11 protein-coding genes are annotated in these 13659 nt (G+C 72.5%); 8 read left to right on the top strand and 3 right to left on the bottom strand.

What is annotated here, in order from left to right:
* Window positions 1–230: 230 nt before the first annotated feature.
* On the top strand, window positions 231–1013 hold the full coding sequence (locus IO30_RS0128515; RefSeq protein WP_031147609.1) for an SDR family oxidoreductase: 783 nt from the start codon (window positions 231–233) through the stop codon (window positions 1011–1013).
* A gap of 40 nt (window positions 1014–1053) precedes the next feature.
* Entirely contained in the window at window positions 1054–3630 is a 2577-nt protein-coding gene (locus tag IO30_RS0128510) for a bifunctional FO biosynthesis protein CofGH (protein ID WP_031147607.1), read from the top strand.
* Window positions 3631–3721: 91 nt separating this feature from the next.
* Here IO30_RS0128510 and IO30_RS0128505 read toward each other — a convergent pair whose 3' ends face one another.
* The gene (locus tag IO30_RS0128505; RefSeq protein WP_031147605.1) at window positions 3722–4807 is read right to left on the bottom strand and encodes a tyrosine-protein phosphatase; all 1086 of its coding nucleotides are present in this window, start codon (window positions 4805–4807) and stop codon (window positions 3722–3724) included.
* Window positions 4808–5317: 510 nt separating this feature from the next.
* Between IO30_RS0128505 and IO30_RS0128500 the strand changes: the two genes are divergently transcribed.
* The 3 genes from IO30_RS0128500 (at window position 5318) to IO30_RS0128490 (ending at window position 8087) form a co-directional block, all read left to right on the top strand.
* Window positions 5318–6430 (top strand): ADP-ribosylglycohydrolase family protein, encoded by a 1113-nt coding sequence (locus IO30_RS0128500; RefSeq protein WP_031147603.1) that lies wholly within the window; start codon window positions 5318–5320, stop codon window positions 6428–6430.
* Between the two features lie 109 nt (window positions 6431–6539).
* Complete coding sequence (locus IO30_RS0128495; RefSeq protein WP_031147601.1) at window positions 6540–7400, top strand: TIGR03619 family F420-dependent LLM class oxidoreductase; 861 nt, start codon at window positions 6540–6542, stop codon at window positions 7398–7400.
* 66 nt (window positions 7401–7466) lie between these two features.
* The gene (locus IO30_RS0128490) at window positions 7467–8087 is read left to right on the top strand and encodes a hypothetical protein (RefSeq protein WP_031147598.1); all 621 of its coding nucleotides are present in this window, start codon (window positions 7467–7469) and stop codon (window positions 8085–8087) included.
* Window positions 8088–8805: 718 nt separating this feature from the next.
* Here the strand turns inward: IO30_RS0128490 and IO30_RS0128485 are convergent.
* Both IO30_RS0128485 and IO30_RS0128480 read right to left on the bottom strand, forming a co-directional pair.
* A complete protein-coding gene (locus IO30_RS0128485) occupies window positions 8806–9087 on the bottom strand; it encodes a hypothetical protein (RefSeq protein ID WP_234321873.1) in 282 nt (93 codons plus the stop codon).
* A gap of 118 nt (window positions 9088–9205) precedes the next feature.
* Window positions 9206–10765, bottom strand: coding sequence for an APC family permease (locus IO30_RS0128480; protein ID WP_031147594.1), 1560 nt, complete (start codon window positions 10763–10765; stop codon window positions 9206–9208).
* Between the two features lie 335 nt (window positions 10766–11100).
* Between IO30_RS0128480 and IO30_RS42225 the strand changes: the two genes are divergently transcribed.
* From IO30_RS42225 to IO30_RS0128460, 3 genes are read left to right on the top strand one after another with little or no spacing between them, the layout of a single operon-like run.
* Window positions 11101–11799, top strand: a complete 699-nt coding sequence (locus IO30_RS42225) for a hypothetical protein (protein ID WP_031147592.1) — start codon at window positions 11101–11103, stop codon at window positions 11797–11799.
* 54 nt (window positions 11800–11853) lie between these two features.
* Window positions 11854–12942: a DNA alkylation repair protein gene (locus IO30_RS0128465; RefSeq protein ID WP_031147590.1), complete on the top strand. Its 1089-nt coding sequence runs from the start codon at window positions 11854–11856 to the stop codon at window positions 12940–12942.
* 54 nt (window positions 12943–12996) lie between these two features.
* Entirely contained in the window at window positions 12997–13641 is a 645-nt protein-coding gene (locus IO30_RS0128460; protein ID WP_031147588.1) for a hypothetical protein, read from the top strand.
* Window positions 13642–13659: the final 18 nt, after the last annotated feature.

The following is a 13659-nucleotide window of genomic DNA, read 5'->3' as shown; positions in this document are numbered from 1 at the left end:
CGAAGGCCATCGCGAAGCGACGCGACCGCAGGGAGCGCCCTTGAGGGCCCGGCCCGACACGGAAGGACCCTGGGACTGACGGGAATCCCCCAAGACATCTCTGATGCCGCCCAGCCCGCACAAGCCCCCCGAGCCACCCCCCGCCCCCCCCCCGCCCCTTCACAACCCCCGCCCCACCCCGTAACCTGACGCGCCGTCAGGTCAATGCATCCTGCTGTGCGGAGGGCGTCATGCTGCTGCGAGGGAAGACCGTGGTCGTCTCCGGGGTCGGGGCCGGGCTCGGGCATCAGGTGGCCGCCACCGTCGTGCGGGACGGGGGCAACGCCGTGCTCGGGGCGCGGACCGAGGCGAATCTGGCCAAGTCCGCCGCCGAGATCGACCCCGGCGGCACCCGCACCGCGTACCTCCCCACCGACATCAGCGACGAGGGACAGTGCCTGGCCCTCGCCGCCCTCGCGCAGGAGCGGTTCGGCGGCGTGGACGCCGTCGTGCACGTCGCCGCCTGGGACTCCTACTTCGGCGGGATCGAGGACGCCGACTTCGGCACCTGGCAGCAGATCCTCGACGTGAACCTGCTGGGCACGCTCCGGATGACCCGGGCCTGCCTGCCCGCGCTCAAGGAGCGCGGCGGCTCCGTCGTCATCATCGGGACGCAGTCGGCGATCGCCGCCCCCAACGAGGTGCAGCAGGCCGCCTACGCCGCCTCCAAGGGGGCGCTGACCTCCGCCATGTACTCCATGGCCCGCGAGCTCGGCCCGCACCGGATCCGGGTCAACACCGTGCTCCCGGGCTGGATGTGGGGTCCGCCGGTGCAGGCCTTCGTCACCTTCGCCGCCCACTCCGAGGGCGTCCCCGAGGCCGAGGTCCGCGCCCGCCTCGCCGAGCGCATGGCGCTGCCCGACCTGGCCACCGACGGGGACGTGGCGGACGCCGCCGCCTTCCTCGCGTCCGACCGGGCGCGAGCGATAACCGGCCAGTCACTGCTGGTCAACGCCGGTGAAGTGATGCGGTGACCCACCCCGCGCCCGTCCGACCGGATCGTATGCTCCCCGTATGACCACTCCGAGTGACGCTCCGACCGAAAACGCGATGCGCCGCGCGCTCCGGCGGGCCCGCGACGGCGTCGCGCTCGACGCGACCGAGGCGGCCGTACTCCTGCAGGCGCGCGGCAAGGACCTTGAGGACCTGGCCGCGTCCGCCGCCCGGGTCCGCGACGCGGGCCTGGCCGCGGCCGGCCGGCCGGGCGTGATCACGTACTCGAAGAGCGTGTTCATCCCCCTCACCCGCCTGTGTCGCGACAAGTGCCACTACTGCACCTTCGCCACCGTGCCCGGCAAGCTGCGCCGCGCCGGCCACGGGATGTACATGTCCCCGGACGAGGTCCTCGACATCGCCCGCCGCGGCGCCGCCCTGGGCTGCAAGGAAGCCCTCATCACCCTCGGGGACAAGCCCGAGGACCGCTGGCCCGAGGCGCGCGAGTGGCTGGAGGCGCACGGCTACGACGACACGATCTCCTACGTACGGGCCATCTCCATCCGGATCCTGGAGGAGACGGGTCTCCTCCCGCACCTCAACCCCGGGGTGATGTCCTGGTCCGACTTCCAGCGGCTGAAGCCGGTGGCCCCGTCCATGGGCATGATGCTGGAGACGACCTCGACCCGGCTGTGGTCCGAGCCGGGCGGCCCGCACCACGGTTCCCCCGACAAGGAGCCGGCCGTCCGGCTGCGCGTCCTGGAGGACGCCGGGCGCTCCTCGGTGCCCTTCACCTCGGGGCTGCTCATCGGCATCGGCGAGACCTACGAGGAGCGCGCCGAGTCGCTGTTCGCGCTGCGCCGGATCTCCCGCGCCTACCACGGGATCCAGGAGCTGATCATCCAGAACTTCCGCGCCAAGCCGGACACGGCGATGCGCGGCATGCCGGACGCCGAACTGGACGACCTCGTCGCCACGATCGCCGTCGCCCGGCACATCATGGGCCCGTCCGGCTGCCTCCAGGCGCCGCCGAACCTGGTCGACGGGGAGTACGCCCGGCTGATCGGTGCCGGGATCGACGACTGGGGCGGCGTCTCGCCGCTCACCCCCGACCACGTGAACCCCGAGCGGCCCTGGCCGCAGATCGACCTGCTGGCGGAGCAGTCCGCGCAGGCCGGGTTCGAGCTGCGTGAACGGCTGTGCGTGTACCCGGAGTTCGTGCAGCGCGGTGAGCCGTGGCTGGATCCGCGGCTGCTGCCGCACGTACGGGCGCTGGCCGATCCGGGGACGGGGCTCGCGGACGCGGACGCGGTCGTCGAGGGGCATCCGTGGCAGGAGCCCGAGGAGGGCTTCGCCTCGTACGGCCGTACCGATCTGCACGTCGGCATCGACACCGAGGGCCGTACCGGTGACCGTCGCGCGGACTTCGACCACGTCTACGGCGACTGGGAGGCCCTGCGCGAGGCGGCCGCGCCGGGGATGGTGCCCGAGCGCATCGACACGGACGTGCGCGCGGCCCTGGCGCAGGCCGCCGACGACCCGACGAAGCTCACCGACGGGCAGGCCCTGGCGCTGCTGCACGCGGACGGGCCCGCGCTGGACGCGCTGTGCAGGGTCGCTGACGACCTGCGCAAGTCGGTGGTGGGTGACGAGGTGACGTACATCGTCACGCGGAACATCAACTTCACCAACGTCTGTTACACCGGCTGCCGGTTCTGCGCGTTCGCGCAGCGCCGTACGGACGCCGACGCGTACACGCTGTCCCTGGACCAGGTCGCCGACCGTGCCGCGCAGGCCTGGGACGTCGGGGCGGTCGAGGTGTGCATGCAGGGCGGCATCCATCCGGACCTGCCCGGGACGGCGTACTTCGACATCGCGCGCGCGGTGAAGCAGCGGGTCCCCGGCATGCACGTGCACGCGTTCTCCCCGATGGAGGTCGTCAACGGTGCGACCCGCACGGGCATGTCCGTGCGGGACTGGCTGACGGCGGCCAAGGAGGCGGGGCTGGACTCCATCCCGGGGACGGCGGCGGAGATCCTGGACGACGAGGTCCGCTGGGTGCTCACCAAGGGCAAGCTGCCGGCGGCGGACTGGATCGACGTGGTCACCACCGCGCACGAGCTGGGGATCAGGTCCTCGTCCACGATGATGTACGGGCACGTGGACCAGCCCCGGCACTGGCTCGGCCATTTCCGGACGCTGGCCGGGATCCAGGAGCGGACGGGCGGGTTCACGGAGTTCGTGACGCTGCCGTTCATCCACACCAACGCGCCCGTGTACCTGGCGGGCATCGCCCGGCCCGGGCCGACGGTCCGCGACAACCGGGCGGTGACGGCGATGGCCCGGATCCTGCTGCACCCGCACATCACCAACATCCAGACGAGCTGGGTGAAGCTGGGTGCGGAGGGTGCGGCCGAGATGCTCCGGTCGGGGGCGAACGACCTGGGCGGGACGCTGATGGAGGAGACGATCTCGCGCATGGCGGGGTCGAGTTACGGCTCGTACAAGTCGGTCCGGGACCTGATCGCCGTCGCGGAGGCGGCGGGGCGGCCCGCGAAGGCCCGTACGACGCTGTACGGGGAGGTTCCGCAGGAGCGGCAGGACGCGGCGCGGGCCTCGGACGGGCATCTGCCGGAGCTGCTGCCGGTGCTGGACTGACCGTGCCCGTGGTCCCCGTACGCGTGCTGCTGCGGGGACCACGGGACGGGCGCGGGCACGGGCGCGCGGCCCGGCGGCCCGGCCGGTCGGGTCAGCCGACCAGGAGGTCCTTCTTGAGGCGCTTCAGCTCGCGGGCGTCGATGCCGAGGCCGTCCTTCAGGTAGCGGTCGAAGGAGCCGTAGGCGGCCTCGACCTCGTCGTAGCCGGAGTTGAGGTACTCGGGGCGCACGTCGAGCAGCGGCTTGTAGACGGCGGCCTGCTGGGGCGGCAGGTGGGAGAGGATCGCGTCGTTGGCGGCCTTGCGGTAGTCGTTGCTGGCCAGGTAGTCGGCCATCACGGTCTCCTGCGGGACGCCGAGGGCGGTCAGCAGGGTGGCGTTCGCCCATCCCGTGCGGTCCTTGCCGGCGGTGCAGTGGAAGAGGACGGAGCGGCTGCGGTCGTTCTGGATGCCTTCGAAGACCTGGGTGTAGGCCTTCTTGCCGCCCGCGCCGCTGACCATGGCCTTCTCGGCGTCGATCATGCTCTTGACGGCCTCGTCGGGGGACTTCGGCAGCGTCTGGAAGGAGCCGGAGCCCGCGAAGACGTCGGCGACGACGTAGGCGGCGCCCGCGGGGACCTTGTCGGCGGCCTTGGTGCGCTCGTCCTGCATGCGGAGGTCGAAGACGGTCCTGACGCGCAGGCGCTGGAGCTTGGCGAGGTCGTTCGCGGTGAGCTTGTCGAGGGCGTCGGAGCGGTATATCTCACCCATCTTGACCCACTGGCCGCTGGTGGTGCGGTAGCCGCCCGCGTCGCGGAAGTTGGCCGTGCCCTCCAGGGTGATCAGGCGGTCGGCCAGGCGCAGGCCCTGGCCTCGGTCCGGCTCGAAGTCGAACCACTGGCGGTCGGCTGCGGGGAGCCCGCGGACCACGGCGGTGCCCTGGGCGCCGCCCTTGGCGACGGTCTTGCCGTTCGCCTTGATCTCGACCCGACCGGCGCCGCGGGCCTTCCACTTCAGGGTGAAGGAACCGTCGGGTCCGGCGGTGACGGCGGCCTCGGTGAAGGGGACGGCGGAGCGGTCCTGGTGGTGGCCGGACCAGGGGAGGCGGTCCCATCCGGAGGCGGTGGCGGAGGGGGCCGCGACCAGGGAGACGGTGAGTGCGGAGGCGACGACGGTCGCGGCGAGCAGTGCCTTCTTCATGTCTTCGAGGCTGTGGGCCGCCGGAGAACGCCACGTGAACGAGGTGTGGCTGGAAACAGCCGCCCCGAAGGCAACTGGCAAAACGTGTCACAGGCCAGGGGCAGGCCGGAAGTATTCGCATTCCGGCCGTTCTCCGCTCACTTACACGCCTGTTGACCCAGTCCTTCCGAATCCGACCGAACCTGTCCACTACAGTGCGCGCCAAGCCCTGCCGCGGCCCGGACCGACGCGAGCGGGGCAGGAGCAGGCACGGCCGGGGGGACGATGGGGACCATGGCGCAGGCAGAAACGGGCGCGGGCAGAACCGCGGACGACACGGCAGCGGGCGCGGGGGCCCCGCTCGGTGCAGCAGGAGAACCGGCCGCGAACGCGGCCGCAGCAGCAACAGCGGCCGGGGCAGGGGCGAGTACCGGCCACCACCCGGACCCGGACGGCGCGCCGGCTACGGCGGACCCGAGCGGCGCCACCGGTACTTCCGGCGCTCCCGGCGCCACGGCGGGCCGCGGCACGGTGACCACCGGCCTCTGGGGCCGCGTGGAGCAGCAGGACTTCCGCAGCCGGGTCCGCGGCACCCTCCTCGGCTCCGCCATCGGCGACGCCCTCGGCGCACCCGTCGCCGGGCTCTCCCTCGACGGCATCCGCGAGACCCACGGCCTCGGCGGCCTGATCGAACCCGCCCCCGCCTACGGGCGCCGCGGCACGGTCACCGCCTCCACCCAGCTCGCCCTCTTCACCGTGGACGGGCTCATACGGGCCCACGTACGGCGGGACACCGGCGCCTGGCACCCGCCGACCGACGTCCACCGTGCGTACCTGCGCTGGGCCGCAACCCAGCACGACTGGGGCCCCGACGAACGCCGCAAGGACAACGGCTGGCTCGCGCAGGAGGAGTGGCTCTACGCCCGCCGCGGCCCGGACCGCGCCTGCATGACCGGCTTCGCCGACGAGATCCTCGGCACCCTGGAACAGCCCAAGAACCCCACGGCCCGCGACGCCGCGGCCGCCGTCCGCTCGGCCCCCTTCGGGCTGCTGGTCGGCTGGGAGCCCGCCCTGGTGCTCCAGCTGGCCGTCGAATGCGCTGCGCAGAGCCACGGCCACCCCACCGCGTACCTCTCGGCCGGGGCCCTCGCCGTCATCGTGCACGGCCTGACCCGCGGCGACTCCCTGGACCCCGCCGTCCAGCGGGCGCTGGGCCTGCTGGGATCACGGCCGGGCCACCAGCCCGTCACCGACGCCCTCCAGCGCGCCCTGCAGGCCGTCACCCAGGGCGCACCCAGCCCCAAGATCGTCGAAGCCCTCTCCCCCGGCGACGGCCGCGACGCCGAGGACGCCCTCGCCGTCGCCGTCTACTGCGCCCTGGTCGCCGAGGACATCCCGCACGGGCTGCGCCTCGCCGTCAACCACGGCGGGGACTCCACCGCCACCGGCGCCCTGTGCGGGGCCCTCCTCGGCGCCCTCCACGGCGAGACCGCCCTGCCCGCCGCCTGGCTCGCCGACCTGGAGGGCCGCGCCACCATGCTGGAACTCGCCGACGACTTCGCCCTGGAGATGACCCAGGGCCCGTCCCTCCACGGCCCGGCGGTCTCGGCCCCCGGCTGGCTGGCCCGCTATCCGCGCAGCTGACCCGGAGCCTTCCGGACAGGACCCGACGCACGGGAACTGACGCCCCCTCAACAAACCGGCCCGCAGACCGTACCGTGGCGGGTCCCACGTCTCGGAGGTGTCAGGACCCATGCGGATCGCCACGACCATCTTCCTCACCGACCGCACCATCTCCCCCGTCCGTCTCGCCCGCATCCTGGAGGAACGCGGCTTCTCCGGGCTGTACCTCCCGGAGCACACCCACATCCCGGTCTCCCGCGACACACCCGCCCCCATGGGCGGGCAGCTCCCCGAGATGTACGGGCGCACCCTCGACCCCTTCGTCGCCCTCGGCCAGGCCGGCGCCGTGACCGAGCGGCTGACCCTCGGCACCGGGATCACCCTGGTCGCCCAGCACGACCCGATCGGCCTCGCGAAGCAGGCCGCCACCCTGGACCACCTCACCGGCGGCCGCGTCACCCTCGGCATCGGCTACGGCTGGAACGTCGAGGAGGCCGCCGACCACGGCGTCGAGTGGCGCACCCGCCGCGAACTGGTCCGCGACCGAATGGCGTTGATGCGCGCCCTGTGGGCGCCCGAACCCACCGCCTACGTCGGCCAGTACTCCTCGGTCCAGGCGAGCACCGCCTACCCCAAGCCGGCCCAGGCCCCGCGCGAACTCGGCCCCGGCGCACCCCTGTACGGCCCCCGCACCCTGATCGGCGGGGCGGCCGGACCCAAGCTGTTCGCGGCCGTCGCCGACCACGCGGACGGCTGGCTCCCCATCGGCGGCGGCGGGCTCACCGAGTCCTTGCCGGTGCTGCGCCAGGTCTGGGAGGCCGCCGGACGCGACCCCAAATCCCTCCAGGTGGTCCCGTACGCCGTCCAGCCCAGCCCCGGCAAGCTCGGCCACTACGCCGACCTCGGCATCGAGGAGGTCGTCCTCCAACTCCCCTCGGCGACGGAGCCCGAGGTCCTGCGCACGCTGGACGGGTTCGCCCAGTACCTCTGACCCGGGCGGCCCCGGGGCCTGCGTAGGGTGGGCCGGAAAGCGCCGGCCGTCGGAGGGGAATCGGACATGGAAGCGGCCCGGACATCCGGACGTACGCGGAACTCGCTGTGCTGGGCCGTCGCGATCCCCGGGGCGGCGACGGCGGGCGGCTTCCTCGCCCAGTACCCCTACGGCATGGTGTTCGTCGGGGTCCTCCTCGTCCTCGCCGCGGCCGGGATCGGGGCCGCGGTGGCGGGCACGTTCTGGAACCGGGCGGGAGCCGCGACCGTCATCGGCTTCGGCACCCTGGCCCTCAGCCTCTTCGCCGGGCCCCAGCTCTACGAGACCTACACGAAGCTGCTCGGCGAGCAGGTCCCCGCGGTGGTCGTCGAGGTCGGGGAGCACAAGGAGTCCGACGGGGACACCCGGTCCTACTGCGTCGTGTCCGACCCGTCGGGCCAGGTCCGCAAGCTGGGCCAGCAGCAGAACTGCTTCGGCGACTTCACGGAGGGCCAGCAGGTGGTCCTGTTCGAGGACCCGGCCGGCATCCTGGACCCGCGGATCGAAGCCACCGGCGCCCGCACCGTCGACGCGCTCGGCTCGGGGATCACCGGAGGCCTCCTCGTCCTGATCGGCGGCACCATGTTCGCGGCGGGTGAGCGGCGGCGCACGGACGCGGAGGTCGGGGCCAAGCGCGCCCGCCGATAGCCCTGCGGGCGGCTCAGCGTGTGGCGGCGCCCCGCCTGCGGCGCCGCTGCACGGGTCTTGGCCGTGGGGTGCTGCCCCGCCTGCGGCGCCGTTGCTACGGGGCTCCGCCGTATCCCGTGCGGGGCTCGGCCGTGTGGCGGTGTCCCGCCTGCGGCGCCGCTGCACGGGGCTCCGCCCCGGACCCCGCTCCTCAAACGCCGGAGGGGCTGATTTTTTGCCCAGGCTGGGCGTTGGATGTGCTGGCCGTTGCGGTGCTTGCCTTGGTGTCGTGTGTGGGGCGGGGTCCCTCCGGAGTGTCTCCTCGGCTCGCGCACTGAGCCCCGGCTACGAGACATACGGCCTAGGTTGCGCGCTCGTCCTGCGGGGACCCTCCTGCGCGCCCCCACCCCACACGCCCAGGCGTCGGAAGCGAAGCCGTGGTCGAGGGGAGTGGGGACACTGCGGGGTGTCCCCGCAGGACGAGCGCGCAACCAGGGTCGAACGTGTCCGACCGGGCTCAGTGCGCGAGCCGAGGAGATACCCCGGAGGGGCACCGCTCCCCGACCCCCACGCACAGGCCCTGCCAGGGCAAACCCCAGCCCCGCCCGGGGGTCCCCCCGGACGGAGTCTGGGGGAGATTGAGGCGCGGGGTCCGGGGCTGAGCCCCGTGCAGCGGCGCCGCAGACGGGCCACCACGACACCGCCGAGCCCCGCAGGGACACCGCGCAGCCCCGCAGGGTCAGACCGTCTTCGGGGGCTTCGGGAGGCCCGCGCCGAGGGCCTGGCCTGCGCCCGTGAGGGAGGTGTCCGCGGCCCCGGTGGCGGAGCCGGCCGCCGACGTGGTCACCGCGAGCGCCGTCTTCGTGTCGTCGACCGCCTGGCCGGGGTGGTCGACGATCTCGGTCACGCGCTGCGTGATCGGCGGGCCCTGGATCGCCGGTTCGTCGGCGTGCGCGGCGACGGGGGTGAGTGCGAGGGCGGCGCCTCCGGTGAGGACCAGGGCGGAGAGGGTGCGCTTCATGGCATTCATGCCCCGCCCAACGACCCCGCCGCTCCCCGGGTCACGGGAACGCCGCGGCCCCGGATCGGGGGGACCGGTCCGGGGCCGCGGGTATGACACAGCAGGTGGCGGGGGTGGGTCAGTCCTCGACCACCAGCGCCGGGGTGGCCTTGGTCAGGACCTCGCCGCGGAAGAAGGCCGGGCTGCGGCGTTCGGTGACGAACATGATGACCAGGCCGAGGGCCAGCAGGCCGACGCCGATGACGAAGACGCTGCCGACGCCGAGGACCGTGGAGCCGGAGCCGTACGACGGGTTCCACATGTCGATCAGGGTCTTGAAGAAGACGGTGGCGAGGAGGAGGCCGCCGAGGACCGGGAAGACGCCCTTGAAGAAGAGGTCACGGGCGGAGCGGCGCAGCTCGCCGCGGAAGTACCAGGCGCAGGCGAAGGCCGTCAGCGAGTAGTAGAAGCAGATCATCAGGCCGAGCGCGAAGATCGTGTCGGTGAGGACGTTCTCGCTGACGAGGGTCATCACCGTGTAGAAGACGCCGGTGGCGACGCCCGCCATGACCGTGGCGCGGCCGGGGGTCTTGAACTTCGGGTGCACCTTGGCGTACGAGGGCGGCAGGGCCTCGTAGGTCGACATGGCCAGGACCGTGCGGGCCACGGGGATGAAGGTGGTCTGCAGGGACGCGGCGGCCGAGGCCAGTACGGCGACGAAGAGCAGGATGCCGAGCATCGGGCCCATGACGGGGCCGGCGAGGGCTGCGAAGACGTTGTCGGAGGTCTCCGGGTTGGCGAGGCCGAGGCCCGCGTCGCCCGAGCCGACGGCCATCTGGGCGGCGATGCCGGTGGCCAGGTAGGAGCCGACGAGGACGACCATGGCGATGAGGGAGGCGCGGCCGGGGGTCTTGGCGGAGCCGGTGGTCTCCTCGTTGGTGGCCAGGCACGCGTCCCAGCCCCAGTACATGAAGATCGAGAGCGAGAGTCCGGCGGTGAAGGCCGCCATGGACTCGACCGCGAAGGGGTTCATCCAGGACCAGGAGAAGTCCAGGCCGGTGTCGAAGGTTCCGGCGGACGCCTTCTGGAAGGCCATCGCGACGAAGATGGCGAGGACCGCGAGCTGGAGGCCGACGAGGGCGTACTGGACGCCCTTGGTGGCGGTCATGCCGCGGTAGCTGATGGCGGTCGCGAGGGCGATGAGGGTGAGGCAGGTGCCGATGTGGACGAGCTTGTTGTCGTCGAGGGCGGCGATCGACGGGTTGTTCGTGATCTCGCCGGCCAGGAGCCAGAAGTAGGAGGTGGCGACGCCGGCCAGGTTGGAGAGCACGATGATCGTGGCGATCACCAGGCCCCAGCCGCACATCCAGCCGATCCGCGGGCCGAAGGCCTTGACGGTCCAGGTGAAGGAGGTGCCGCAGTCCGGCATGGCCTTGTTGAGCTCGCGGTAGGCGAAGGCGACCAGGAGCATCGGGAGGAAGCCGGCGAGGAAGATCGCCGGCATCTGCATGCCGACCTCGCCGGCCGTGGAGCCCAGGGTCGAGGTCAGGCAGTAGACCGGGGCGACGGTGGAGATGCCGATGACGGCGCTTCCCACGAGTCCGACTGACCCCTTGCCGAGGCCCTTGCCGCGAACATCGCCCTCGGCGACGCCGCTTACCGTGTCTCCGACCTGAGGCCGGACGTCCAGCTGTGTCATGAGTCAGGACGTTAGACGCTGCGCATTCCACATCTGGAGGGCTTTGGTCCGGAACCGAAGACCCTGGAACGCCTTTGAATCTCGATGGCCGCGCCGTTCATGAGCGCGTAATACAAGGTTCACACCCGTATGTATCCACGGTTCAGCAGGCTCCGGACGCAGGCTTTCACCATACGGAAACCGCAGCCATGTCCGTTTTGGGCGTTTTCAAAGTTTCCTTCGTGACTTTGCGGTGACCAGTGGTAACCACGACCCGGGACGGGTTTGCCGCGGACATGATCACCGCCCTAGAGTCACCGCGGTTCAAGGTCATTTACGGGGGAGAATCCACACACATGCAGACGAGATCACTGCTGGCCTCGGTCGCTGCCGTCACCGCCCTGCTCACCCTCACCGCGTGCGGAGGCAGCGGCGAGAACCCGGCCCTCGGCGGCATCGGCGCCGGCGGCGGCTATACGCAGGGCGGCGCGGCCGGGACCGGCGACGGCGGCCCGAACGAGGGCACCCTGGAGAACCCCACCAAGAACGGCGGGGTCAACGGGAACGCCCCCAAGGACGCCAGCGCCTTCCGCAAGCTCCCCAAGGCCGCCACCATCGCGGCGGCCGCCCGCTACGTCAACGGCTTCACCCGGTGCAGCGAGATCAGCACGACGGAGCACGGCTACGAGCACTGGGAGCAGGACTCCGAGCTCACCGAGAAGACCCACTCGGTCGTCGAGCGGGGCAGCTGCAACGGCGGCGACACCCGCATCTTCATGATCAAGGACCCCAAGGTCTTCCAGACCGCCTTCAAGGCCGAGATGGAGAAGTACGCCAAGGAGTCCAACGGCGGCGGCAACCCGAACAGCGGGATCGTCGTCGGCCAGGACTTCGCCGTCGTGTCGACCCGCTCGACCGCGATGACCGCCCTGCTGGAGCAGCCGTCCCAGCTGCTCATGCTGAACTGCCACGCGGAGTTCAAGCCGCCGAGCGGATTCCGCAAGGAACCGGGCCTGGTGAAGGGCTGCGTCCTCACGAACTACTACAAGGACTGAGCGCGGACGCCCCGGGACCACCGGAACCGGGGCGTCATCCGCAACACTGGCCCCATGCCCACGGCCGATGAGCTCCTCAGCGCGGACACCGTCACCACCCTGGCCCGACTGCTCGCCCGGGCGGGCGGGCGCCGGTCCTCGCCGGCCCTGCGCGCCCGCGCCGACGCGCTCGACGGGCTGACCTTCAGCGGCCGCGTCACCGCCGTGCGCGACGCCGTCCTCGCCGACCTCCCCGCGGACTGGCCCGCCTTCGAGGCCGTCGTGCGCACCGCCCTCACCGACCCCGCCTTCGAGGGGTGGATGACCTTCCCCGTCGACGAGGCCGTCGCCGTCCGCGGACTTCCCGCCTTCGAGCCCGGTCTGGCGCTGCTCCACGACCTCACCTCCCGGCTGACCGCTGAATCCGCAGTACGGCCCTTCCTGCGCGCCGACCCGGCCCGCGCCCTGGCCGTCGTAGGGGGGTGGACCGCCGACCCGGACCCGCACGTGCGGCGCCTGGCGAGCGAGGGCACCCGGCCCCGGCTGCCGTGGGCCCCGCAGCTGCCCGCGTTCGTCGCCGACCCGCGCCCGGCCCTGCCCGTGCTGGACGCCCTCTACCGCGACGGGTCCGAGTACGTCCGCCGGTCCGTCTCCAACCACCTCAACGACATCAGCCGCGACCACCCCGCCCTCGCCGTCGAGACCGCCGCCCGCTGGCTGGCCGCGCCCGACGCCACCACGGACCGCGTCGTCCGGCACGGCCTGCGCACCCTCGTCAAGGCCGGCCGGCCCGAGGCGATGAACCTGCTCGGGCACTCCCCCGACGTGCCGGTCACCGTGCACGGCCCGGTCGTGGGAACCCCGCGGGTGGCCGTCGGCGAGTACCTCCTCTTCGACTACGCGGTCACCAACACCGGCCCGCTCCCGGCCGAGCTCGTCGTCGACTACGTCGTGCACCACACGAAGGCGAACGGCACCCGCACCCCCAAGGTGTTCAAGCTCGTCACGCGCGCCCTGGCCCCCGGCGAAACCCTCAGCGGCACCAGGCGCCACTCCTTCAAGCCGATCACCACCCGCCGCTACCACTCCGGCGAGCACCTGGTGCAGCTCCAGGTCAACGGCCGGGTCCGTGGCGAGGCCGTTTTCTCGTTGGACGCGCCCTGACCCCGCCTGGCAGGCTCCTCGCATGACCTACGGAATCGAGTCCCACCCCGCCCGATGAGCGTCCGCGACGAGCGCGAGCCGCTCGCCCCCCGGACGACCTCCCTGTACGACTACGCCCTCTTCCGGCACGGCATCGAGCCGGACGGCCGGGTCCCGCGCCGCGGCTATCCGCTGCCCGAGGGATCCCCGCCGGAACCCGGACGACCCGACCACCCTCGCCGGACCTGGGAACAGACGCAGGCAGAAGTGAGCGCCGCGCTCACCCCCCTGCTCGCCGACCCCGACCCCGTACGGGCCGCCGACGCCGTCCACCGGCGGGCCCCCGGACTGCACCTGCCCGACCGCACCCTCCGCGCACACACCGCACGGCTCGGCCTGACCGACCCGGACGCCGCCCGGCGCACCGCCCGGCAGCTGACCCGCACCGGTACCACCGCCGCGGCCGTCGGCATCGGGATCGCCCTGCTGATCCGCCTCGGCGAGCCGCAGGACGTGCCCTGCCTGCGGGCACTCGGCACCCTCTCCGGCCTCGAATCCGCGGCGACCGCCGCACTCGACCCGCTCGACCGGCAGGCGGCCGCCCTGCTGGTGCTGCGCGGCCGGGACCGGTCCGAGCTGCTGGGGTTGTTCCTGTTTGGCGGACAGGTTCTATGTGTTGGTCAGGCAGTGGTCGTTTCGTACTCGGCTGGGCTTTGGTAGCCGAGACTGCTGTGGAGT

The sequence above is a fragment of the Streptomyces xanthophaeus genome, from assembly GCF_000725805.1.
Lineage (GTDB): Bacteria > Actinomycetota > Actinomycetes > Streptomycetales > Streptomycetaceae > Streptomyces > Streptomyces xanthophaeus.
This window is presented reverse-complemented; position numbering and strand designations above follow the sequence as displayed.